This window comes from Thermoleptolyngbya sp. PKUAC-SCTB121, from assembly GCF_016919485.1.
GTDB classification, from domain to species: Bacteria; Cyanobacteriota; Cyanobacteriia; order Elainellales; family Elainellaceae; genus Thermoleptolyngbya; species Thermoleptolyngbya sichuanensis.
In genome coordinates, this window is record NZ_CP070366.1 from 4547737 (window position 1) to 4572168 (window position 24432).

13 protein-coding genes are annotated in these 24432 nt (G+C 60.6%); 2 read left to right on the forward strand and 11 right to left on the reverse strand.

What is annotated here, in order from left to right; all coding sequences use genetic code 11:
* Window positions 1-34 precede the first annotated feature (34 nt).
* From JTM80_RS18645 to JTM80_RS18665, 5 genes are all read right to left on the reverse strand, one after another.
* Complete coding sequence (locus tag JTM80_RS18645) at window positions 35-616, reverse strand: DUF4340 domain-containing protein (RefSeq protein ID WP_172357283.1); 582 nt, start codon at window positions 614-616, stop codon at window positions 35-37.
* A 162-nt stretch (window positions 617-778) separates the two neighbouring features.
* A complete protein-coding gene (locus JTM80_RS18650; protein WP_205370055.1) occupies window positions 779-2368 on the reverse strand; it encodes a Gldg family protein in 1590 nt (529 codons plus the stop codon).
* A 72-nt stretch (window positions 2369-2440) separates the two neighbouring features.
* The gene (locus tag JTM80_RS18655) at window positions 2441-3241 is read right to left on the reverse strand and encodes an ABC transporter permease (protein WP_205370056.1); all 801 of its coding nucleotides are present in this window, start codon (window positions 3239-3241) and stop codon (window positions 2441-2443) included.
* Window positions 3242-4255 carry an ABC transporter ATP-binding protein gene (locus JTM80_RS18660; RefSeq protein ID WP_172357289.1) on the reverse strand — a complete coding sequence of 338 codons (1014 nt, stop codon included), beginning with the start codon at window positions 4253-4255 and terminating at the stop codon, window positions 3242-3244. It lies immediately after the preceding gene.
* 506 nt (window positions 4256-4761) lie between these two features.
* The gene (locus JTM80_RS18665) at window positions 4762-7326 is read right to left on the reverse strand and encodes a sigma 54-interacting transcriptional regulator (RefSeq protein ID WP_172357291.1); all 2565 of its coding nucleotides are present in this window, start codon (window positions 7324-7326) and stop codon (window positions 4762-4764) included.
* Window positions 7327-7520: 194 nt separating this feature from the next.
* Here JTM80_RS18665 and JTM80_RS18670 point away from each other — a divergent pair, with 194 nt between their 5' ends.
* On the forward strand, window positions 7521-7892 hold the full coding sequence (locus JTM80_RS18670; RefSeq protein ID WP_172357293.1) for a helix-turn-helix transcriptional regulator: 372 nt from the start codon (window positions 7521-7523) through the stop codon (window positions 7890-7892).
* Window positions 7893-7948: 56 nt separating this feature from the next.
* Here the strand turns inward: JTM80_RS18670 and JTM80_RS18675 are convergent, their stop codons facing one another.
* The gene (locus tag JTM80_RS18675) at window positions 7949-8194 is read right to left on the reverse strand and encodes a hypothetical protein (protein WP_172357295.1); all 246 of its coding nucleotides are present in this window, start codon (window positions 8192-8194) and stop codon (window positions 7949-7951) included.
* Window positions 8195-8283: 89 nt separating this feature from the next.
* On the opposite strand from JTM80_RS18675, the gene JTM80_RS18680 reads away from it, so the two are divergent.
* Window positions 8284-9597 carry an NF041680 family putative transposase gene (locus tag JTM80_RS18680; protein WP_205369514.1) on the forward strand — a complete coding sequence of 438 codons (1314 nt, stop codon included), beginning with the start codon at window positions 8284-8286 and terminating at the stop codon, window positions 9595-9597.
* A 206-nt stretch (window positions 9598-9803) separates the two neighbouring features.
* Here JTM80_RS18680 and JTM80_RS18685 read toward each other — a convergent pair whose 3' ends face one another.
* The 5 genes from JTM80_RS18685 to JTM80_RS18705 form a co-directional block, all read right to left on the reverse strand.
* The gene (locus tag JTM80_RS18685) at window positions 9804-11588 is read right to left on the reverse strand and encodes a hypothetical protein (RefSeq protein ID WP_172355499.1); all 1785 of its coding nucleotides are present in this window, start codon (window positions 11586-11588) and stop codon (window positions 9804-9806) included.
* Window positions 11585-12400, reverse strand: a complete 816-nt coding sequence (locus JTM80_RS18690) for an SDR family oxidoreductase (RefSeq protein ID WP_172355497.1) — start codon at window positions 12398-12400, stop codon at window positions 11585-11587. The genes JTM80_RS18685 and JTM80_RS18690 overlap by 4 nt, the downstream gene beginning before the upstream one ends.
* Window positions 12397-13059 carry an SRPBCC family protein gene (locus JTM80_RS18695; protein ID WP_172355495.1) on the reverse strand — a complete coding sequence of 221 codons (663 nt, stop codon included), beginning with the start codon at window positions 13057-13059 and terminating at the stop codon, window positions 12397-12399. Before JTM80_RS18695 ends, JTM80_RS18690 begins: the two co-directional genes overlap by 4 nt.
* A 70-nt stretch (window positions 13060-13129) precedes the next feature.
* Window positions 13130-15025 carry a type I polyketide synthase gene (locus JTM80_RS18700; RefSeq protein WP_172355493.1) on the reverse strand — a complete coding sequence of 632 codons (1896 nt, stop codon included), beginning with the start codon at window positions 15023-15025 and terminating at the stop codon, window positions 13130-13132.
* 56 nt (window positions 15026-15081) lie between these two features.
* A complete protein-coding gene (locus tag JTM80_RS18705) occupies window positions 15082-23799 on the reverse strand; it encodes a type I polyketide synthase (protein ID WP_205370058.1) in 8718 nt (2905 codons plus the stop codon).
* Window positions 23800-24432: the final 633 nt, after the last annotated feature.

A 24432-nucleotide genomic window follows, 5' to 3' on the forward strand; every position in this document is an offset into this window, starting at 1 on the left:
TTCCCTCTTCGTTCTTCCCTCTTCCCTCTCCCCCTCACTCTGCTGGCGACGGGCTGGGTGAAGCAGCAGGAGTTGGCTGGAGCCATGCATGGGGCGATCGCCCCACGGCGGTTTCAAAGTCGAGCGAGACGAGGGAAACGGTGAGGTTCTGCGGATTTTCTGGGGCATCGATCAGGGCGTAGATAGCGCTCTGGTTAAAGTTTTTGTTGCCGAGGGCGAGGGTGTGGGGTTTGCCGTTGGCAGTGAATTCGATGGTGGTGGAGGGCTGGTCGAGTCCGTAGGTGGCGAGGTCAGTCGGGGGAATGGAAAAAGTGCGATCGCTCATCCCGGTCGCAAGTAAGTTTGCCAAAAACGCAACGGCGGCATCGTTGGCTACGCCTTGCTGGGGCTGTTTCATTTGCCACACGCCATTTTCGTCTTTTTCAAAGAGCAGCGTTTCATTGGGCTTTTTCACGGTCAGCGACTGGATCTGGCTTTCCTCTATTGCAAACAGCTTTTGCGGAGTGGTTTGTCCTGCCTCTTCGGTGCGTGGAGGCTGCTGCAACGACCACAGGCTGACGCTGCCCAAGATCAGCGCGGCAAAGAGGAGCCAGAAAGTAGCGGGCTTGAGTTTCATAGCGCAGAGTAACGATAGCGAGGGATTGGGGGGCTAGAGGGTGGGGAAATTGGTGCAAAGTCTAGTGCAAGTTTCTGGTGCAAGTTTCCGGTGCAAAGGTCTGATGCAAGTTTCTGGTGCAAGGGTCTGATGCAAGTTTCTCAGGTATCCGCCGAACCCTGATTAGCGTCGTCGCCACCACACGCCCACCGCCAGCGCCAGCCCCGCCAGCGGCAAAAAGACCAGCGAGGCAAGAATCAGCGCAATTTGCTGGGAGGGCGAGAACAGTACGCGGCGATTGGTGGGTTCGGCAGCGCGGACGGAGAAGGTGGGGTCGGCTTCTTGACTGAGCCAGCCAATGGCGTTGAGGAAGAGGTCGCGGTTCAACTGCTGGTCAATCAGTCCGTTGGTGGCAAACGTGGAGTTGCCGATCGCCACCATTCGCGCTTCGTCCTGAACAGGCGGCTCCTCTGCGTCGGGCGAGGGGCTGGGGGTGGGCGCGTTTGACAGGCGACGGCTGAAGGCAGCGCCCAGAACGAGATTGCCCTCCGGCGCTTCGGGGTCAAGCTGGAGCTGGCCGTCTTCGCCGATTTGCTGGGCCTGGGTGCGGGCATTGGTAAACAGCAGCGGAGTCATCTCTACGCCCTCGACTTCGCCTAGTTCGAGCGGCCGCGCCAGGGGAAAGAAGGTGATGCCGTTGTTGAGTCCGTCGGTGATGGGGTGCGGGCCATATTCCGTGATGATGGTGACTGCGCCATCGCGGCCGGCGGCGGGGTCTACCAGGATGCGATCGCTAAAGGCAACGCCCCAGCCTTCTAGCAAATCGTCCAGTTCAGGATTCGCCTGAGGATCGACCAGCAGCAACAGTCCGCCCTTGCGGGTCTGAAAGTCTTTGAGGCGAGTGATTTCTTCTGCCAAAAGCGGCCGCTGGGGGCCAGCCACCACAATTACCGCAGCGTCGGCGGGAATTTCGGCAGTGTTTGCCAGGTTCAGCGGTTCTGCCTGAAAGGTTTCGTCCGTTAGGCTAGTGAGGGCCTGGGCCAGCCCGCCTTGACCGGGGTTCAGTTCTCGTTCGCCGTGCCCTTGCAGGAAGTAGACTTTGGTCTGGCGATCGCTCGTGATCTTCACCAGCGCAGTGGTCAGCCGTCGCTCCGAGAGGCGCTGGGAGGGGCTGATGGTCTGCACCAACTGGCGGCGATTCCCAGAGGAATCGCTTCGCGAATCGCCCTTCTCTACATACACTTCGCCAAAGTTCTGCACGCCAAAGCGCTCGGCAAGTCCGGGCTGCACCTGCGGATCGACATATTCATAGGCGAACCCGTCAGGATTTTGGCGGCGATAGTTTTCCAGCAGATCGCGATCGGCAGGATTCGGTGCCAGGTCAAAGATCCACACTTTGACGGGATCTTCCAGCGACTTCACCACCTCCTGCGACTGGGGCGCAAGGGTGAACAGGCGATTCTCCGTCAGGTCTAGGCGCGTGTTGTAGCGCGTCGCCAAAAAGTTTGTGAGCAGGAAAATAGCCAGCACCGCCAGCGTTGCCAGCACCGCATTCGTGCCCGCCTGGGTCGAGCGTTTGCCCCATAGTCCCTGAAATCCGCTGGCCTGCGACCCCAGCCACACCACCAATAGCCCAATGCCCGCGCTCAGCAGCCCAGCAGGTATGGGGCCCCAGGTTCCTGCCACCAAACCTGCCGTTAGCCCCATGAGAATCAGGAACAGGCCGGGCCAGATTAGGTGTTTGAGTTTGAGGTAGGAACGGAGGGGTTTCATGGGGAAGAGAAAAGAACGAAGAGGAAAAAGGGAAGAACGAAGAGCGAAGAGGGGTGTTTTTAGGAACGCGGGTTAGGAACGCTGGAATCGGAGGGCTTCGATGGATTGGGCGGTGAGGAAGATGCCCAGCAGGATGTAGCTGAGGTAGAGGACGAGGCTGCTGGTGTTGAAGATGCCTCGGCTGAGGTCGTTGTAGTGTTTGATTAGCGAGAGGTGGGCGATCGCCTCTCCGGTGGGGCCGCCGACCCCGTTGGCGATTAGGTCGGTGACCCAGAGCAGCAGCATCAGCCCAAAGGTCAGCACGGCGGCGAGGATGGTGCTGTCGGTGAGGGAGGAGATGAACATGCCCAGGGACAGCACGGCGGCGGCCATCAGAATCAGACCCAGATGCCCCATCAGCAGCACGTTCAGGTTGGCGGCGGGGTTCGATGCGGCAAACAGGGTGCTTTCATACAGCAGGATAGGCAGCAGCATGGTGATGAAGAAAGTCAGCACGCCCAGCAGTTTGCCGACGGCGACGGCCCAGTTGGTAATGGGCGAGGTGGCCAGCAGTTCCAGCGTGCCGCGCTTGCGCTCTTCGGAATAGAGTCCCATCGACAGCATCGGCAGCAAGAACAGCGCCAGGGAACCCAGCAGCCCTAGAAACACGTTCAGGAACTGGTAGGGCACGTCTACGGGTGGGTCGGTGATGCCGGCTTGGTCGCGCTGGGCAACGGCGGCGAACAATCCCTCTGGGACAAACAGAATGACCACGAAGAAGAAGCCGCTCAGCAGCCAAAACACGGCGGCGATCGCATAGGCAAAGGGCGAGGCAAAGTAGCTCTGGAGTTCTCGCCGATAAATTGCCAGAATGTTGCTCAAAATGACGCGCATCTAGGCTGCTTCCTCCTGGGATGGGGACTGGTTTTGGGGTTCATTGGAAAGACTGGGGTCGGGGTCGGCGGGCGCGTCGGCCATGGTGAGTTCCAGAAACACCTGCTCTAGGTCGGCCTGCACCCGCCGCATTTCATACAGCCCTAGCCCTGCACCGATGACCGTGGCGGCAATGTCGCGGCCGGGGTCGGTTCCTGGATTGGAGATGACGCGCAGTTTGTAGCGGTGGGGCGGCAGCCCTTCGACGGTTAGTGCGGTGACGGACTTTACGCCTGCGAGGTATTGCAGCCGCTCCTGAGCCACCAGCAGTTCGCCCTCCACTTCTAGCTCATAGCCCGCACCGCCCGACAGGTCTTCCATCAGGCGATCGGGCGTGTTGGTGGCGACGACGCGGCCGCGGTTGATGATAGCGACGCGGCTACAGGTCATGCTGACTTCCGGCAGAATGTGGGTCGAAAGAATGATGGTGTGGTCGCCGGCCAGACTTTTAATCAGGTTCCGCACGTCGATGATTTGGCGCGGGTCGAGGCCGACAGTCGGTTCGTCCAGCACGATGACGGGCGGGTCGTGGACGATCGCCTGGGCAATGCCGACCCGCTGCCGAAAGCCCTTAGACAGCTTGCGAATCAGGGTGTCTCGCCGTTCCACTAGGTTGCAGCGTTCTAGGGAAGACTGGACGCGCTGGGGGCGATCGCCCGCTGCCACGCCCTTCAGCCGCGCCACAAAATGCAGAAACCCTTCCACCGTCATGTCGGGATAGAGGGGCGGCGTTTCTGGCAAATAGCCAATCCGCTGCCGCACGGCCATCGAGTCCTCATGCACGTCGAACCCGGCTACGGTAGCGGTGCCGCTGGTGGCGGGCAAATACCCGGTCAAAATCCGCATCGTCGTTGTCTTGCCTGCCCCATTTGGCCCCAAAAAGCCCAAAATTTCTCCCGGCTCCACCGAAAACGTCACATCGGTAATCGCAGGGGTGGAACCATAGACTTTGCTGAGGTGTTCGACGGTAATCATGAGGGGCAGGCAGGATGAAGGGTTAGGTCGTGTTGGCGAAAGGGAACAAGCAGGGTTTGAGAAATTCTGAGGTTTAGGGAAGATCTAATTCCTGAGTGACTTCCTGAGTGGTGCTACGAATGCAATTGCTGGAGTCCATGAAAACGCTTGGCGAGCAATCCAAAATCGCAAGTCCAAAATCCAAAATCGAGAATCGACCTTGGAGGATCGAAAGCGATCCGGACCAACATTCCCAATCTTGGCTCTCTCCACTCCCAACAACGGCAAATTGTAGCCAACATTGCGAATTTTCGATCTGACGGAGATGTGTCAAGCGTGTGACAGCACCTCGAATTCTTGTCTTGCGACTGATTCACTGCGGCTGATTCACTGCGGCTGATTCACTACGGCTCATACCTTGCGGCTTATGCTTTGCGACTCATGCTTTGCGACTCAGGTTCCAATATCTGACCCCTAGCTCGGCCCCTAGCTCGACCCTTGGCTCGACCCTCAGCGCCATTCTTGGTTCAGTGTTGACTGACCACGCTCCACCAGACGAGGAGGGCGATCGCCCCTAGACCGACGTGCTGCGGCAGCAGATTTTGCAAGGGCTGGCGGGCAATTTTTTGCGTTAGGAAAATGCTGAGGGCGAGGGTGCTGAGCAGCGTCACGCCCTGTAGAAACGCAATCACGGCGGGATGGGCGACGACGACGGGCATCCCTGCGCCGCTCAGTCCAAAGGTGGCGAGGGTGACGGGCACGATGCGGCCGGCTTCGGTCAGTCCCAGATGCAGATAGTGCGCCAGGTTGCAGCCCAGCACCAGGGGCAGATAGCCGTAGGCCAGTTCGATGAAGGGCTTGGGCTTGGGGGTGATGCGCTCGATCAGGCTGTGGCAGAGGAGGGCGATCGCCCCTGGCAACACCAGCGCGATCGCCGCCAGTCCGGCATGAAGCGCAAAGGGGCCGAGCGGAGCCGCGTCGTATTGCAGCAGCGTGGCCAGCAGATCGCTGTCGCCAAACCCCAGCAGCGTCAAAATTGTCGGCAGCCGATGCAGCACCACCGCCCCCGCCAGCAAAAACAGCAGGCACACCTCCGGTCGCGTGGGCTTGTGGGTGGTCCAAAGTTCAATGCCGGGGGGCCGCAGGTTGAGTTCTACCGAGCGGTGCGGACAGGCCTTCAGGCAGGTCATACACAGCACGCAGTCGCGGTTGTCCTGGAGCTGCGCCGGGTGCGAATAAATTGGACAGCCGCCGGTTTCCTGTCCTTCGCCCTTTTGCGGCCCGCCCTTATAGCACTGGTAGGTCGTGCAGTTGGCGGAACAGATCCCCTGCTGCGCCCGCAGTTCAATCATCGACAGCTTGGCAAACAGGCCGTTCATGCCGCCGATGGGGCAGAGATAGCGACACCAGAAGCGCCGCTCAAACAGGAACGAGAAAATCACGGCTCCGGCGGTAATCAGCAGCAGCAGGCAGGCCGAGAGGTACGCCGTGTTTCCCAAATGCCACAGTTCTTCCCAGAGCAAAATCAGCGCAAATAGCCCAAACAGAAACCAGCCGCCCCATTTTTCTGCCTCTGGGCGCGACCAGGGCAGCAGCTTGCGCCCCAGCACGCGGGTCGAGAGTTTTTGCGAAATTTCGCCGTAGATCATAAACGGGCACACCGCGCACCACAGCCGCCCCACAAACGGGAAGCCAACCAGCACCAGCGGCCACCACCAGGCCCAAAAGAAATTCAGCGCAAAGTTTTGGTCGCGGGTCTGCGGGCCCAGCCAGAGAACTGCAATCACCAGCGGAAAAAACCAGACCGTGAAGCCGTAGTTTATCCGGTCGGGCCACCACGGGCTGCGAAGAAACTGGCGCAGTTTGGGATAGGCGTTGAGCAGGTTGACCCGAAAGCGGCGGGTCTTGCTGCCCGTTGCCCAAAACACCTCTTCCGTTAGCACAGGCGCACCGCTGGACTGGATGATGGCGCGGCCGACCATGCCCTCTAGCTCCGTCAGGTTGCCGGGAAAGTCGTAGCCCTGGAGCCGCCGCAGCGCCTCTGGGGCAAGGGTGGGACGGGCCAGGCCGCGCGAGGAACAGTAGAGGCTGATGTAGTAATTCACCTGGGTTTCGAGGTCGGCCTTTCGCACGCGCAGGGGCGGCACTTTGATGGCGTGGCCAACGTGGCGATCGAGTTCGGGGAGCGATCGCTCTGAGGTGAAGATAATTCGCGCACCCGACTGACGCGGTTCTGGTTCTGGATCACCTTCGCGGGCGACGGGACGGTAGGTTCCCGTTTCCAGCAGTTCCGCCAGCCTGGGCTGGAGCGCCTTGGGCACGTCCTGCACGTTGTTGATTAGCAGCGTGCCGTTGCCCAACCAGCTCAGTAAACCGGGCTTGCCATTCACCCGGCCAAACAGGTCTGCGCCGCTGGGTTGCAGCATATCGCCGTTGAGCTTGATCATGGGCTGCTTGCGATCGCCACTGCCAAAGTGGATCAGCGCGGCCGCGTTGTCCTTGCCTAGCCCCGGCTCGCCAAAGATGAGAACCGGACGGCGATCGCCCGCTGCTTTTTTGATCTCCTGCCGCAGCCGCACCGCATAGCGACTCGCGCCCACAATGCCCCGCCGCACCTTGGGCACCAGGTAGGGACGCAGGGCCGCCTGTCGCTCTTGCTCAAAGACAAGCTGGGAACTGAGTTCCGTCACCTCGTCTGCCAACTGCCGCGACACGGTGCGGTTTAGCTCCGGAAACTGCGCCACTAGGTCGCGGAATGCCCCGCGGGGCACTGTCCAAATTTCGCAATCGCTGAGGGTGATGACGGTATGTTCCGCAGGCGTTTCGAGCAGCAGTTCTTTCAAATACAGCACCGAACCGGGCAGCAGGCTAACGGTGTCTGCCATGCTGTCGGGTCGGGTGCGATAGCGCTCCAGCCGCCCCGATTTCAGAATGTAAAGCGCTTTGGGTTCGGTGTCTTCCAGCGCCAGCCGATGGTTTTCGGGAAGACGGATCTCGCGAACCTGCTGGGCGATCGCCCTCACCGCCGCCTCCGATAGCTCCCCAAACTGGGTCTGCTGCTGTATCCACTGCACCCGCTCGGAAATTTGCATGGGGCAACCTCATCGCGTGGCTATCCAGGGTCAATCATTCTTGCTTTTGGGCGTTCCTGCTTTTGGGCGTGGGGGCAATTTCGGAGAGGCCGGCCTTGTAAATTTTAAAGTTCTGATGTGTAATCTACTACTCTATTTTCAATTCTGAATAGATTGTTAATATTTTGGGATTAAGCCTTTTTGAAACGACCCGCATGAAAACGGTAGATCCGGTCTCAGTTGAGATTATGCAGCAGGTGGCGGAGTATTTCAGCGTCCTCAGTGAGCCGACCCGCCTCCGCATTCTCAGCGTCCTCCGCAACGGCGAACGGTGTGTGCAAGATCTGGTCGAAGCGACCGCCACCAGCCAGGCCAACGTCTCCAAGCACCTGAAAGTGATGCTGCAAGCAGGCATCCTCTCGCGCCGCACCGAGGGCACCTCTGCATACTACAGCGTGCAGGATGACCTGACGTTTGAACTGTGTAATCTGGTGTGCGATCGCCTCGCCAGCCGCATCGAACTCCAGGCACGCCGATTTCGAGCCTTTGGGCTGACCAGTGGGCAAGTCTTGAAGCGGTCGGTATGACGGGATCTTGAGGGGCACAGAAGCCCAGCGAGTCCCTGTTTCTGAAAAGAAAGCCCTTAATACGGGTAAACTCCCGGCGAGAGGAGCAGCCGCCGTTGAGCTTCGGTGAGGCTGGGGAACTCGTCGGGATTGTAGAGCGATCGCGCCCAGGCATTCGACCGCGGCGAGTATTTATAAAACAGGGTGCGCCGCTCTCCCTGGCCGCGCCAAGGCAGCGTGCCGTGGGTCAGCGCTTCAGTAAACAGAATGGCGCTGCCTGCGGACACGGCCACGGGCTGCATACAGGCGGGCGGGTTTTCCACTTTAGTTTGGACTAATGGTGAAGAGGAAGGCAGTCAATGAGAAGCACCGACTGCCGTAAGGTCAATGAAGTACAACCAACATTGACCCCATGATTTTCAACGAACTTCAGCAATTTCGCCAAACGTTGTATGCCAGCTTGGGAAACGCCAGAGATGCCCTGTTTGATCTGATGGATGCCGTGTTAGTGAGTGCGTGCATCGTGTCGTTTGTGAGGCTATCGCAGAGTCCTGTCTTTCGTCGCCAGTGGTCGAGCCCCTATGAAGCGTTGCGCGATAGCCGCCTACCCCGCTCAAAGGTGCTGAAGCTGTTGGTGCAGCAGATACCGACTCAGCAGCAACCGTTGTTGGCAGGTGATGCGAGTCGGTGGAACCGTCCTGCTGCCAGGCGTTTGAAAGACCGCACCTTATCAGGCAGAACAGGACATGCCCCGATAGCCGGACAAAACTACAGTACCTTAGCCTGGATTGCTGAAGACAGGGGCAGTTGGGCATTACCATTGCGGCATGAGCGCATCACCAGCTTTGAAACACCCGCCAGTAAAGCGGCATTCCAACTCAAACAAGTGACTCGGCAGTTAGCGGTGCGTCCGTTGGCGATCTACGACCGAGGGTACGGCAATGCCAGTTTTGTCAACCAAACGGCAGGGATTGAGGCAGACTTGCTGCTGCGGGTTACATCCAATCGATGTGTCTATGGCGCGCCCCCAGCGTATCGAGGGCGAGGCGCACCTGCCAAGCATGGACATAAGATGAAACTCAATGACCCTGACACTTGGAGTGTCCCGGTCGAAACCGTTGAAGTCGATGATCCCAACTGGGGACGAGTGCGGGTCAGTCGTTGGAGTGCATACCATTTCCGCAAATCCCCAAAACGGGCAATGGAAGTGTTGCGCGTGGAGGTGCTGGAGACACAGAGCAGCACGCGACGCTTGGCTCCTTTGTGGTTAGTTTGGCTGGGTGAGCAGATGCCTCCGTTAGAAACCCTGTGGTTGCACTACCTCCGTCGCTTTGCCATTGAACACTGGTATCGCTTTGCCAAGCAGAGGCTATATTGGACACATCCCCAGTTCAGTTCTGTATCGGCAACCGAACAGTGGAGCAGCCTGATGCCGTTGCTCAGTTGGCAGTTGTGGTTAGCGCGAAAGGACTGTACTGACCACCCCTTGCCCTGGCAGGCACCGCAAGAAACGTTGACTCCGGGTCGGGTCGCACAAGCGTTTGCAGGCATTTTGGCAGCGATTGGCACCCCTGCTCCTGCGCCTAAACCTCGTGGTAAATCGCCAGGACGAGGCAAGGGGCACAAGCCAACTCCTCGTCCCTGCTATCCGATGGTCAAAAAACGAGCCTCGAAACGCAAGACATCCGAACAATCCCTGAACAGTCCGGTTGCAACAGCAGCTTAACTGCGAGCAGGATTGTATCCAATTCCTTAAGTTCAACTGTTATGAACGGTTGAGCAGATTCTTTATGGCATCCTGTTGAGCATTATTGTGATGCCAGTTAGTCCAAACTAAAGTTTTGAGCAGGCTTAACCTTGAACCGTCAACGCAGAATCTTCGCTCTCAGATTCCGGTAAACGTTGATCCTCTGGGCGCTGTGGGGTAAGCCGCTACCGTTGAACGGCAGTTTCTCGGACATCAACGCAGGCTGCATCGATCAGGCGCGATCGCCCAGCGCGGACGGCGGTGCAGCGGTCGAGCAAAGGAACAATGGCCGGAGTTTCGCCCTGTTCTAGCGTGGCGATCGCCTCGTCTACCGCAGATTTGAAGGAGCTATGCACCAGCCAATCTTTCTGGCGCAGGTATTCGGGTTGGAAGGCGGCATCTTCAATCCAGATCCAGTCAATGCCGTAGTTTTGAATAACTTGCTGAACGGTTTGTAGATTGGGGCTGTATTGCAACTGCAACAGGGCGATCGCTCTATTTTGAATCTCTTGGTAATAGTCGGGGTGATAGGCCAGCGCAAACTCCCGACCCACCAGCGTAGACCGCAGCGCGAACGCGGGCACATTGTCGGCCTCGTCGGCCAAAGAGGCCACCAGCGCAGACTTGGGCTGCTCTGCCAAAAACTGATGGATGGCGGGCGTTTGGGCGATTTGCCAGTTTTGCAGGATATAGATCAACGGCGGTACGAGCGGCACGAGCGTCACCACGGCGGCAAGACAGCCAAGCAGACCAATCAGCGTGCGATCGCCCTTTGCCAGGGGCACTTTGCCGCGCAGCTTGGGGCCAAATGTTTGCCAAAACTGGCTGATCAGCACGGTGAACACGATCGCCGCACTCAGCGGCAGCACAATCCGAAAGCTGTGGTAGTTATAGCGGCTGGGCAGGTAGAGGCGCGGCAAGAACAGGTGCGCCAGCACAAACCAGCCCATCGAGGCCAGCACCACGTCCACCAGCACCCGCACCTTGGGCGTGAGGTGCTGCATGGCGGCAAAGCGCGATTCGCGAAGCGATCCCCGCGGGAATCGCCCCAGCAGCGGCAGCGCCAGCCCCACCAAGCTGAGGGAGGGAAACAACTGGAGCCGGATGCCGCTGCGCCCGTTAAACCAAAAGTTGAGCGGCGGCACGCCAAAGTATTCGTTGCGTCCCATTAGCCCGTGTTCGGGCATGGAGCGCATCAGGTCATAGGTGAGGGGATTGCCCAGCGAATCCATCGCCCGACTGAAGGGCAAAATGACCAGCAGCGCCACGCCCAGCCCCGCGGCCCAAAACAGGTAATCGCGGCGGTCTTGGGACAGGCGGAACCGGTTGCCGCACCATTTCACCAGCGCCACGGTCAATACACCCACGCCCACCAGCATCAGATGCGGAAAAAAGAGTCCCTGTAACCCTAGCGCCAAAACGCACAGCAGGAGCGATCGCCGCAGCAGGTAATACAAAAACGCGGTGAAAATTGGATATACAAAGGCTCTAGGCGTACCAGAAATGAGGTCGTCGTTGAGCCAGAGCAGTTGGTCGGTGATCAGCGTACTGAGGAATGCGCCGAAGGGTGAGGGAAACAGTTCCAGGAAAATTAAGAACAGATAGATTGTCGTGCCCAAACTGAGCAGCAGCGGCAGGATTTTAACAAAGGTGAGGGCAGGAAGACCGAGCTTGGCGGCTGCGGCAAAGACGGCTTTGAAGCCCAGGGGCGCAACGGATTGGAAGTAGTTGGCGATCCAGTCGTTGGGGAATAGCTCTGGATCGGTGAAGCGCTGCATCCAGACGACATGCTGACGAACGTCATCCTGCACAATGTAGGGATAGCTAAAGGCATGGGCAATTGTCACCAGGCCGTAGTACAGCGTGAACAGCAGGCTGATGCCCAACCAGAATGCAAGGGGCGATCGCACGGACACGCGAGACGCTGACGAGCCGGAGGATGAGTTGGATGCAGGCTGGAATAGAATCATTGCAAGTTTCTGACCTTGGCAGTGATTTTGTCAAAGGATTGATTGAGCATGGGCAGCAACACGCTGTGCAGGCGGTTCAATACGCCCATTTCAAAGCCGGGAGTGATAGCAAAGGCGCGGCGCTGCACACCCGCCAGGATCACCTCGGCAACGCCATCAGCGCTCCAGGTCTTGGCGGTGGCAGTAATTTTTTGAGTGACAAGGGGCTTGGTTTTGTTTTCCTCGGCGAGTTGCGGCGTGTCGGTGTCGGGCGGATAGACAATGGACACGCCGATGCCTTTGGGTTTGAGTTCGCCCCGCAGAGACTCGGCCAGGCCGCGCAGGGCAAACTTGCTAGGACTGTAGGCGGTGTAGCCGTAGAGGCCGATCAGCCCTGCCCCAGAGGACACGCAGACAATCTGCCCGTGCCGCTGTTGCTCCATTGCGGGCAGGGCCGCGCGGATGCAGTACAGCGTGCCAAAGTAATTCACCGCCATGGTTCGCTCAAATACCTCGACGGGAATTTCTAGAAACTCGCCCGGCCGCGCAATTCCGGCGCAGGTGACGAGCCAATCCGGTGGGCCCAAATGGGCGATCGCCCGCTGCACGGCCTGGTCTGCCTGCGCTCGATCGGCCACGTCGGCGGCAACGGTGAAGACCTGCTGGTCGGGCAAGCGCCGCTTGGCTTCAAGCTGCGCCCGCGCCGCCTCTAGCTTTTCGGGGGTGCGGGCAATCAGCGAGAGGGAGGCTCCCTGGGCGGCCAATCGGTGGGCGATCGCCAGCCCAATGCCGCTAGAGCCGCCTGTGATGATGGCGTGTTTGGGTGGGTTCATCGGCTACGGCGCTCAATTTCTCGACGCAGGGAGACTAGAGTCGTCTCCAGTTCGCCGCGATAAACCCGCGAATAGACATCGCGCATCAGGTCAGATCTGGGGGAAATAACCACCTGATGGGTTAACACCAACTGGCGGGCCGAGGCTTGCTGAAGCTGCCAAACGCCCTGCATGATCGGCTCGTTGCCGTCCATCACCACAAACTGAATCTGCGAAGGTCGCTGCTCGGACGAAGCGATAGTGACGCGGTTTCGCACGGGAACTGAGGCCACCCGCAGCACGTTCACCTGCTCGAACGTAACCTGATTACCATTGCGGCTCAGCAGGCGGCTGGATTCAACATTGGGCAAAAACGATGCAAAGTTGTTGTAGTCAGTCAACACGGCCCAGGCGGCCGCAGCGGAGCCGTTGATCACCACCTGCCCTACAAACCGCCCGTTTTCGCCTGAAATCGTGACACCGGGAGCCGTCGCCACCGCACCGGGCAGTCGCAGCAACTCCGTTGGGGCGGTGCTTGAGAATTCCGTCGAGGGCAAGCTTCGTTGGGGGGCAGCGGTTGGTGCAGCGGCCAGCCCTGTCCCCAGCGCTGAGGTCAAGACAGCAGACGCGCTCAGCAGCGCTGTCAACCGAGTCCAACCGAATTGAAGTGAAATTTTCATAGGCAACCAGAGTTCAGAAAAACCAACTCCCCCGCATTGTATAGCAGGTGCCAGTTCCAGGGGAGACGGATTAGGGGGCAGGAATCGGGCCACAGGGCTGGCGCTGGAAGGGGTAGGTGGGCAGGGCGACGGTTTGCTGAAAATAGCGGCGATCGCCATCGTGCCAGGTCAATTCGCTGCCTTGCACAAAGGCGGTGGCAATGTCGGGAAGTTGGCCAGCGGCGGTGTCGGGCGACAGGTAGCGGGTGGATGCCGTGGGCGGCTGGGACGCGGCGGTGTAGTGAATCTGGAGGGCGGGCGCGGTGGGCTGGGCGCGGCCCTGGAGAATGCCCGGTGCAGGTGTGCCTTGTAGGACGGAATGCAGTTTTTGCAGCAGGTCTGGCAGGGAATCGGTGAGGATGGCAAGGCGCTGGGGCAGGGGCGATCGCCCCGTGTTGGCCGTCCAGCAGAGGTCGGCGATGGGGAAATTGGGATGCCGCTGCAAATGCTGCACATAGCGCTCGACCAGTTGGCGCAGGGCAGGTTCGGTGCGGGCAGAGAGGGTCAGCAGGTGCAGCGGATAGGGGAGCAGGGGGGCGGATTCAGGCGCGGGCGCTTCCGTCAGAACCACATGGGCATTGGCTCCGCTAAAGCCGAAGGCATTCACCCCGGCAATGCGGCGCGGCGCGTCCCAGGGGGTGGGGGCAGTGGGCACCTTCAGCGGCAGTTGGGCCCAGTTGATTTTCGGGTTAGGCTGGCGCAGGTGCAGATGGGGCGGCAGGGTTTGATGCTGGAGTGCGAGCACCACTTTGATCAGCCCAGCCATGCCAGAGGCGGCTTCCAGATGCCCGATGTTGGGTTTGACGGAGCCAATCCAGAGCGGTTCAGGGCGATTTACAGCGCGATCTGTCCCAGAAGCACCAAACACCTGCCCCAGGGCCTCTAGCTCGATGGAGTCACCCAGCACTGTGCCCGTGCCGTGGGCTTCCAGATAGCTGACTTGCTGCGGCTCTAGGCGGCTCTGCTTCAGGGCTTGGCGGATCACGGCCTGCTGCGCCAGTCCGTTGGGCACGGTCAGCCCGCTGGAGCGGCCGTCGTGATTGGTGGCGGAACCCAGGATCACCGCTTGCACAAAGTTGCGATCGCCCAAGGCCTCGTCCAGCCGCTTTAGCACCACCACGCCGCAGCCTTCGGAGCGGACAAAGCCGTCGGCGCTGGCATCAAAGCTGTGGCAGCGTCCGGTTGCAGACAGCATCTTCGCCTTGCAAAAGTTCACCATCATCTCCGGCGACAAAATCCGGTTCACCCCGCCGACGATCGCCAGGTCGCATTCCCGCTGGCGCAAGCTTTGGTAGGCCAGATGCACGGCGACGAGGGAAGAGGCACAGGCTGCGTCGATCGCCATGCTCGGTCCGGTGCTGCCCAGCAGATAAGATAAGCGGCCAGCAGCGGTGCTGTGGGTGTTTCCCGTGGTCAAGTAAGCATCGATCGTGCTGGGGTCTTGCTGCAAAAGCTGATGCCAGTAGTCGATGCCGCAGATGCCAACAAACACGCCGACCGATTGCCCCAACAGGCGGTGGGGCGAAATGCCGGCCTGCTCCAGCGCTTCCCAACTCACTTCCAGCAGGAGGCGCTGCTGCGGGTCGAGGCTGGCGGCTTCGCGGGGCGCAATGCGAAAAAAAGCCGCGTCAAAGTCGTGCAGATGGGGCACAAAGCCGCCGTGCCGCGTGTACATCTTACCCGCTGCGCTGGGGTCTGGACTGTAGTATTGGTCAAGGTTCCAGCGATCGCCCGGAATTTCGGTGATCGCGTCTTTGCCCGCGTGCAGCAGCGCCCAAAAGTCGTCCAGCGTCTCCGCACCGGGAAAGCGACAGCCCATGCCCACAATGGCGATCGGCGGGTGCTTTTCTGCCTCCAGCGCCTCTAGCTTTGCCTGGAGTTGCTGAATTGCTAGGAGGGCGCGTTTGGTGGGGGAGGCTTCGGTCATGGGGGATTTTAGATTTTGGATTTTAGATTTTAGATTTCGGATTTTGGATTTTTGGGTTAGGGGTTGAGGTTGAGGCGGTCGAGTTCGCTGAGCAGGAGGGCTTCGGCTTCGGCTTCGGTGAGCTGGGCAATTACTGCTTCGGTGTCGTTCCTGGAGTCGTTCAAGATGTTGTTCTCAGAGTCATTCGCGGCTGTGTCCTGCTCTAGTGAGAAGTGATGGGATTCTGCCGGGTCGGAAGCGGGTTCCAGCAGATGCAGCAGGTATTCCGTAAGGGTGGCGATCGTGGGATAGCTGTAGAGCAGTGCGTTGGGCAACGGCTGGGGCACTTGCTGTTGCAACTGGTGGGTTAGCTCAATGGTGGTGAGGGAGTCGAGGCCGAGGTCGGTGAAGCCCTGATGCGGGTCGAGACTGGAGGCGGGGCGACCCAGCAGGTTGGCGACGGCTTGCTGGAGGCGGGCGGTCAGGGCGGCGGGGCGATCGCCCGTTGGCAATTGGCGAATTTGCTCAAACCAGGAGTTGGCAATAGGTGCAGATGTGGAGGCAGGGGCTTGCGGTTTGGCATAAGGCAGCACGGCGACCTGGGGCACAGTTTCGGCCAGCAGCGCTTTGAGGAGGGTCACGCCCGTTTCAGGGGGGATTGGCTCCATGCTCTGGAGGCCCTGGGGGGCAGCGCGGTCGGCGCGGCGGGCGGCCATGCCCACGGCTGCCCAGGGGCCCCAGTTGATGCTGAGGGCGGGCAGACCGAGCGATCGCCGCAGGTGGGCCAGCGCGTCCAGTCCGGCGTTGGCGGCGGCGTAGTTGGCTTGCCCCGCCGACCCCAAGACCGATGCGGCGGAGGAAAACAGCACAAAGCAGTCCAGCGGCCAGTCCTGACTGAGGCGATGCAGCGTCCATGCGCCCTGGAGTTTGGCGGCCATGACTGACTCGAATCGTTGCGGGGTCTGGTTGGCGATCGCCCCGTCGTCCAGCACGCCGGCCGCGTGAAACACCCCGCGAATTGGCAGATCGACAAAGGGGCGCTGGGATTGGAAAAAGTTCGTCACGGCGGCTTCATCCGCCAAGTCGAGTTGGGCAGTGGCGACGGATGCACCGGATTGCTCCCAGGTTGCCAACTCTGCGGCAATTGCGGGGCTGGGAGCCGTCCGCCCAATCAGCAGCAGGTGCGTTGCGCCCCATTCAACGAGCGATCGCCCCACCTGCACGCCCAGTCCACCCAGCCCGCCCGTGATTACATACACACTCTTGGGACGCGGCGCAAAGGTGGGTTTGGCGAACTCGATCACCACTTTGCCGATGTGCTGCGCCTGCTGCATACAGCGGAATGCGTCGATCACGCCGTCGCGCTGAAACTGGGTGTGGGGGAGCGGCTGAAGCTGGCCCGCCTCAACTTGCGCCATCACCCACCGCAGCATGGTCTGAATCTGGTCAGGCTGCTGCGTGGTCACCTGCATCAGGTCAATGGCGGTGTACTGCACGTCGGGGCGGAGTTGCCGCAGTTGCCAGACCAGCGCCGGGTCGGGTTTGCCGATATCCACAAAGCGCCCGCCGGGAGCCAGCAGCGCCGCACTTTTCAGCATGAAGTCGCCCGTGAGGGAATTTAGCACTAGGTCGATGGGCTGCTCCCCTGCGTCGCGAACCATCTCGGCGGCAAAATTGAGCGATCGCGAATTGTAGAGCCGGGTCACGCCGCACTGTTGCAGCACCGACCACTTGCTGGGGGAAGCAGTGGCGAACATCTCCGCGCTGATTTGTTGCGCCAGTTGCACCGCCGCCAGCCCCACGCCGCCCGCCGCCGCGTGAATCAGCACCCGCTCGCCCGGTTGCAGGCCGCCCACGGTTCGCAGCGCGTACTCAGCCGTAAGCATAGCCGTGGGCAGAGTGGCGGCTGCGACCGGGGTCAACGTGGCGGGTTTAGGGACTGCCAGCATTGCCGAAACCGTGACGAACTGTCCAAAGCAGCCGGGGGCGATTGCTACCATCACGTCACCCGGCGAAACGTCCCGCACTGCCGCACCCACGCGCACCACCTCGCCGACGCACTCCAGCCCCAAGGGGCCTGCCTCGCCGGGATAGCGCCCCAGCGCATTCAGCACATCGCGGAAGTTCAGCCCTGCCACCAGCACCCGCAGTTCGAGTTCGTCTGCTGCGGGCGATCGCCGCTCGACGGTTTCCCAAGCAAGGCGATCGAGGCTGCCCCGTTCTGCAATTTGGAGTTGCACCCCGCGAGAGTTCCCACCAGCCGCATTGCGATCGCCCCCCAGCAGGGCAGCCGCATAGGGTTGAACCTGAGCGACGTAGCGCTGTCCCCGGTGAATCGCCACGCCAGCATCCGCTGCGCCAGACTGCACCTCGGCCCACAGCATCGCCCCTGCGTCGGAGGCTGTACCCGGCTCTAGGTCGAGACAGCGGCACGGGAGGGCGGGATATTCCAGGGCGATCGTGCGACCCAGCCCCCAGAGGGGAGCCTGGGCCACGCCTGTGGACTGGGCTTCAGGCAAGATATTGAAGATATTGAGCGACTGGCTGCCCTGCGTCACTAGCCACAGAGGAGCCTGAACGCCCGTCTGAACCAAGGCTTGCGTCAGGTAGAGCGCTCCGGCATAGGCGGTGCGGGTGTCTGCCAGGGTCGCTGCATCCAGTCCCCAGAGGTAGATGACGCCGCCGAGCGTTGGGGTCTGCTGCAAAACCTGCTGCACCAGCGCGTGGAACTCGTCGGGGCGATCGCCCTTCACCCGCTGTGCTGCTTGTAGCGTGGGGGGGCGATCGCCTGGAACTTTGCCAGCCGGAACTGCTCCCGGAACTGCTCCCGGCACTACACCTGGAACTGCGCCCCTAACTGCGAGTGTATAAGTCTGCTGCGCCGCGTCTAGGCATTCGACCAATTGCTGCGCCACGCCCTGGGCGTCGGCAAAAATCAGCCAGTGGGCTGCGGGCTGCGAAGGCGGCGAGGCAGGGCGGGGTGCAGGCTGCCACGCGAGTTCATGGAGCCAGCGGGAAACGTCGGGCGTGCGGCCCCAAGCATGGGACGACACGGCTTTGGCGGTCAATCCGGCGATCGCCAGCACGGGCTTTCCCTGCTCATCAAACAGCCATACATCCGTCGTTAGCACGCTGGCAGACTGTTCTTTGACCGTCACATAGCTCCAGAGTTGATTGGATCGATGACCGTAATCGTGCAGGCAATCGAGACTAATCGGGACATAGGGTTGAGCAGGATTCTGTACCAAAGCCAAGACAACTTGCAGACAGGAATCGAGCAAAGCGGGATGAATGCCATAGTGTTCTGCCTGAGATTTCAGCGCGTCAGGAAGCTGCACGTATCCCAGAACGCTATTAAAAGGCTCCTGCGCCGGTCGCCAGACCTGCTTTATGCCCTGGAACCGTGGCCCATAGCCCAGTCCAGGGAAGGAAGCTAGCCACGTTGTCCAGTCGATTTCCAGCGGGTGGGTATGCTGAAGCTGGGAAAGATCGGGCGTGGAGATGGGGGCAGCCGCTGTGCTGAGGGTTCCGTGAGCGTGCAGCGTCCACTGGGCCTCGCCCTGTCTACCCTCGCCTTGGGCACTGTGAATCTCGAAGGTGTATCCAGTTTCCTTGGGTACAAGGCTGGTTTGGAGCGATCGCCCTCCACCCAGGGCTTCCTCCAGCACGAGCGCCTGCGCCAGCACCACATTTTCAAGCTGAAGCGGCTTGGACGGCAGCAGCATCGCCCCAGCTGCCAGCGCCATTTCCAGATAGGCCGCGCCAGGAAAGACGATTGCGCCGTGAATCCGGTGATCAGAGAGAAACGGCAGGGATGCCAGCCGAAGCTGCACGTCGAATAGGGTGGCGCGGGGCGTGGCAATTTTTTGGCCCAGCAGTGGATGGACAGCTTGAGGGAGTGGCTGGGCTGTGGCGCGTGCAGGTGAGACATCCAGCCAATAGCGCTGCCGCTGAAAGGGGTAGGTGGGCAGCGAGAGGCGCTGTCGGCCGTAGGGCTGATCGAATCCGCGCCAGTCGATGGTGACTCCGTTGCAGTAAAGCTGCTGGAGGCTGTGAAGTAGGGTAGCCCAGTTGTCTTGCGGCGGATGCAGGCTGGCTAGCCACTGAATTTCTGAATGGTTTTGAGAATGGGTCGGCGACGACCTCAGGATAGCTCCCGGATGATTCTGAGAAAGGGTTGAAGAACTGTTTGGAGACTGTGTTTCGGATGTCCGCTGTTCACGCTCTTGCCAGGCTTTTTGAATCGCTTTGCCCATGCCAGCTAGCACGGGTTTGGGGCCACATTCTAGCGCCACTGTGCAGCCAAACTGACGCAATTGGTCAACGCTGGCGGCAAACTGCACAGGCTGGCGCAACTGCCGACACCAGTAGTCCGGTGTCGTTATTTCCTCACCGCAGACCGTTCCCGTGAGGTTGGAGATCAGCGGCAGGCGGGGGCTGGTGAACTGAACTTGGCTGGCAAGGGCCCGGAATTCGTCCACCATCGGCTCCATCATTGGCGAGTGGAAGGCGTGGGAGACAGGCAGCGGCTTGACGGAAAACTGCGGCTGGAGGTGGGCGATCGCCCGATCGATCTGTGCAGGTTCACCGGAAATCACCGTATGCTGCGGGCCGTTGAGGGCGGCGATCGCCACGGTAATTCCGGCAGAATACAGGGTGGACTGGACGGCTTCGGCGCTGGCAAACACTGCCGCCATTGCGCCGGGGGGTTGCGCCTGCATCAGCCGTCCCCGATGCGCCACCAGCGTCAGCGCGTCCGCCAAGCTAAATACGCCCGCCACGCAGGCCGCTACATACTCGCCGATGCTGTGCCCCAGGACGATATCCGGCTGCACGCCCCAGGATCGCCACAATTCGCACAGGGCATACTCGACGGCAAACAGCGCGGGCTGGGCATAGCGGGTCTGCTGGAGGCGGTCAGCGGGTGCGTTGTCTGCGTTGTCTGCATTGTCATAGAGCAGGTCGGGCAGCGACCATCCCAGCAGCGGCCGCAGAATCTCGTCGCACTGGGCGATCGCCCCCCGAAACACGGGCTGCGCGTCGTAGAGCGATCGCCCCATCTGGGCATATTGCGCCCCCTGCCCCGTAAACAGAAACGCCACGGTGGGGCGGGTGGAGACGGTGTGAATTTCGGGCGCATTCAGCCAGCTTTGCAACTGCGCCTGGGCCTCGGCAGCGTCTGCCGCGACGATTGCCAGCCGGTGAGCAAAGGGCGATCGCCCGACATTGGCCGTAAAGCACACGTCGGCCAGGGGCGCGTCGGGATGCTCTGCGAAGAACTGGACATAACGACGGGCCAGGGCTTGCAGGGCAGCGGGCGTTTTGGCAGAAAGGGTCAGCGGGTGCAGCGGGCGATCGGGCGCAGAAGACCGCGGGGGCGGCAACGGGGGCGCTTCTTCCAGCACCACATGGGCATTCGTGCCGCCAATGCCCAGGGAGTTGACGCTGGCGCGGCGCGGGGAGCCGTCCGTGTTCCAGTCGCGCAGCGTCGTATTCACAAAAAACGGGCTGTTGGAAAAGTCGATCTGCGGGTTGGGCTGCTGGAAATGCAGGCTGGGCGGCAGTTGGCGGTGCTGCAAACAGAGGACGGTTTTGATGAAGCCGACGATGCCAGAGGCGACGTTGAGATGGCCGACGTTGGTTTTGACGGAGCCGAGGGCGCAAAACTGCGGGCGCTGGGAGCCGCTGCGAAAGGCCCGGGTGAGGGCAGCAACTTCGATGGGGTCACCCAGTTCCGTGCCTGTGCCGTGGGCTTCGACGTAGGTAATGCTGTCTGGATCAACGCCTGCCATGGACAGGCACTCGCGGATCACGGCGGCCTGTCCATCGGCACGGGGCGCGAGATAGCCCGCCTTTTGGCTGCCGTCGTTGCCAATGGCGGAACCCTTGACCACGGCGTAGATCTGATCCCCGTCGGCGATCGCCTCTTGCAGCCGCTTCAGCACCACCACGCCCGCGCCGCTACCAAAGATCGTGCCCCGCGCTTGGGCATCAAACGCGCGACAGTGACCGTCTGGCGACAGGATCATGCCGTCTTGATACAGATGCCCCGCCCGCTGCGGCGTTTCCACCGACACGCCCCCTGCCATCGCCAGGTCGCACTCGCCGCGCAGGAGCGATTGACAGGCCAGATGCACGGCGACAAGCGACGTGGAGCAGGCGGTCTGCACGTTGACGCTGGGCCCCGTCAGGTTCAGCTTGTAGGATACGCGGGTGGTGAGGTAGTCCTTGTCGTTGGCGATCGCCATCTGAAAGCCGCCCATCGCGCTCAGCGTCACTACGTCCAGCGAGTCGTTAGCATCCAGCCGATGGCGATTGGGATAGACGTGGTTCAGCAGGTAGCTGTTCATAGATGCGCCTGCATAGAGGGCGATCGCCCCGCCGTCGGCCGCGTAGGCAAAGGGGTCGTAGCCCGCGTCCTCCAAGGCTTCCCAGGCGCACTCCAGCATCAGCCGCTGCTGCGGGTCGAGCAGTTCTGCCTCGCGGGGGCTATAGCCAAAAAAGTCCGCGTCGAACTGCTCCACATCGTCTAGAATCGGGCTGGCTTTTACATAGTTGGGATGGCGCACCAGATTAGGGTCTATGCCTGTTGCCAGGATTTCTTCATCGCTAAAAAAAGTGATAGACTCCACGCCATTTTGCAGGTTTTGCCAAAATTCCGCAGGCGAAGCGGCTCCGGGAAAGCGACAGGCCAGCCCAATTACCGCGATGTCGTTTGACGGTTCTGCATTTGACTGTCCTGCATTTTCTCGGCGACGCTGTGATGCACGAAGCGCTTCCGGCGGGAATCGCCGCTGGTTCTGAGGCATCGCTTCAGCCATCGGGGGCCGCGCCAGAAACTCGGCCAGGCTGCCAATGGTGGAATGCTGAAACAAGTCCACTGCCGAAACAGTATGACCCTGCTGATGAAGCTGGTGCAACACCTGCATCAGTTGCAGCGAACTGCCCCCCAGTTCAAAAAACTGCTCGTCGAGGGCGATCGCCCCCAGCCCCAGCACCGACTGCCAGATTTTCAACAGCGATCGCTCTAGCTGGTTGCGCGGCGGCGGGGCGGGTGGAACCTGCTGAAACGCTTCGGCGATGGACTGGAGGCAATCGCCAAACGCGCCAGCCTGAAAGCGGCGGCTGAGTTCGCTGCGCTGAATTTTGCCGAGGGCGGTTTTGGGAATGTCGTCCTGCGCCACCGGGATAACATAATCGGGACTCACACCCAGCCGCATAGCCACCTGCCGCCGCACGGCTTTCACCAGTTCCCTCAGGGCTGCGGCATCCGTCAGTTCAACGGTGGGATGCAGAAAAATGGCGAGGCGATCGCTCGTTTCCTGATCCCGGCGCACAGCGCAGGCCGCGGTGTAGGACACTTCTACACCGGGCAATTCCTCGACTACGGCTTCGATTTCGTGGCTATACACATTTGCGCCGTTGAGGATAATCAGGTCTTTTTGGCGGCCCGTGATGGTGAGCCGCCCGGTGTGCAGAAAACCCAGATCGCCCGTAATGAACCAGCCGTCGGGCGTAAAGCACTCGGCATTCAGGTCGGGGCGATTGTAGTAGCCGGGAGTGAGGGTCAGCCCGCGCACTTGCAGGCTGCCGACCTGACCTGCGGGCACGACCTGCTGCTGCTCGTCCACAATCCGCAGCGACACGCCGGGAATTGGCTGGCCGACCTTGACAAAGGTATCCGCATCGCTGGTGGAGGCGAGGGAAAATTCGTGGGAATGCACAATGCCAGAGGTGGTTTCCGACATGCCATAGCCGGGGCTGACCACGCCATCCCGCAGACCGCAGGGCACCAGGAGTTGCAAAAAGCTGCGGGTGGTTTTGGCGACGACGGCCTCGGCTCCGTTGCCCATCCACTCCAGGCAGGACAAGTCCCACTGCCGCTGGGCCACCTCCTGCGGGCGATCGCAGATCAGCCCATAGGCAAAGTTGGGGGCCCAGGTGACGGTGACGCGATGGCGATCGCACAGATCCAGCCACCGCAGCGGGTCTTGCAGCACATAGTCGTTGCTGACCTGAATCTGCGGACAGCCGACAAAAACCTGCGTCAGGTGAAACATCACGAGACTGGCGACATGTTCCAGCGGCATCCAGTTGAGGCTGAGGCTGCGCTCGGTAATACGGTTCACGGTCGCCATGCCAAAGGCGCTCACCAGCAGGTTGCGCTCCGTCAGCATCACGCCCTTGGGTTGCCCCGTGCTGCCGGAGGTAAACAGGATCAGCGCCAGTCGGTCGGTCGCCAACGCGGTGTCGAAAGGCGGTTCGAGCGGCGGATCGGACTCAGCAGCGAGCAGCGCTGGCAGGGGCAGCAGACGGCTGGGGTCGCAGCGAAACTCGGCAGAGCCGTCTGTGCAAAAGGCTTGCAGGGCAGGGGCGATCGCCCCGCTAACCAACACCCACGGGTGATCCAACTGTCCCAAAATAGCGCGGAACTGGAGCGCCTTGCTCTGCGACTCGGCATAGGCTGGCGGCACGGCAATGGGCACCACCACCAGTTCCCCCAGCCACCCCGCCCAGATTGCAGCGAGAAACTCATCGGGATCGGAAACTTGCAGGACGAGGCGATCGCCCGCTTTCACGCCTGCGGCCCGCAACCCGGCTAAAATTCTTGCGGCCTGCTGAGCCAGCGCCCGATAGGGCTGATGACATTCGGCTCCGGCTGGAGAAATGTGGAGAATTGCCCCTTCGCCGACGGCTGCGCGATGTAAAACCCTTGAGAGACTAGGCAGGGAGCGGAGATCTGCAACCTCATCACCATGACACACGGACAAAAACGCGGAATGGGCATCCATCATGCTGTTGTCTGTAGACAGCGCTTGAGAAAGCGATGACTCGCCGCTCAGCCCCCTTCAATTCAGAGCTAATTATACAGCACGGGTCTGGTGGGGGATGGCGCTGGGTGTATGTTTATTATGTTGCGCCTCGCGTGTGATTCACGGTGCCCTGCGGTATAACTTGCGTACCTGCGGGTAATACGTTTGGGTTAGGTAGGCTGCTGGCAGGGGTGCATCCTTCCTGGATGCCTAGAAACCCTCTTCAGCAGGCTTTTCAGGGGCGATCGCCCTTGTTGAGGGGTGCAGTTGAGGGGTGCAATAGTCCTCTGGAACCCTGATGCACTTTGTGCGTCATGCGCTGTGTCATCCTGGTCTTGTGCTAAAAAACACTCATGACTAAATAAACACCAAACCGACCTGCATGAACCCCGAATCATAAACGCTAAATGCCACGCTGTTTCGATGAGCCTTTTCAATCAGCCGGTTCGATAAGCCTCTGATGCAGATAGGACTTACGCAGTTGGACGATTTCTCGCGGGCTGCGCCCGCGAGAAATCGTCCAAAACCCAAAGAGCTTATCGCAAGTGCGTAAGTCCTGGCAGATTTTTTGATGCAGATTTTTCTGATGCGGACTTTGTCGCCGTAGCTGTTGTT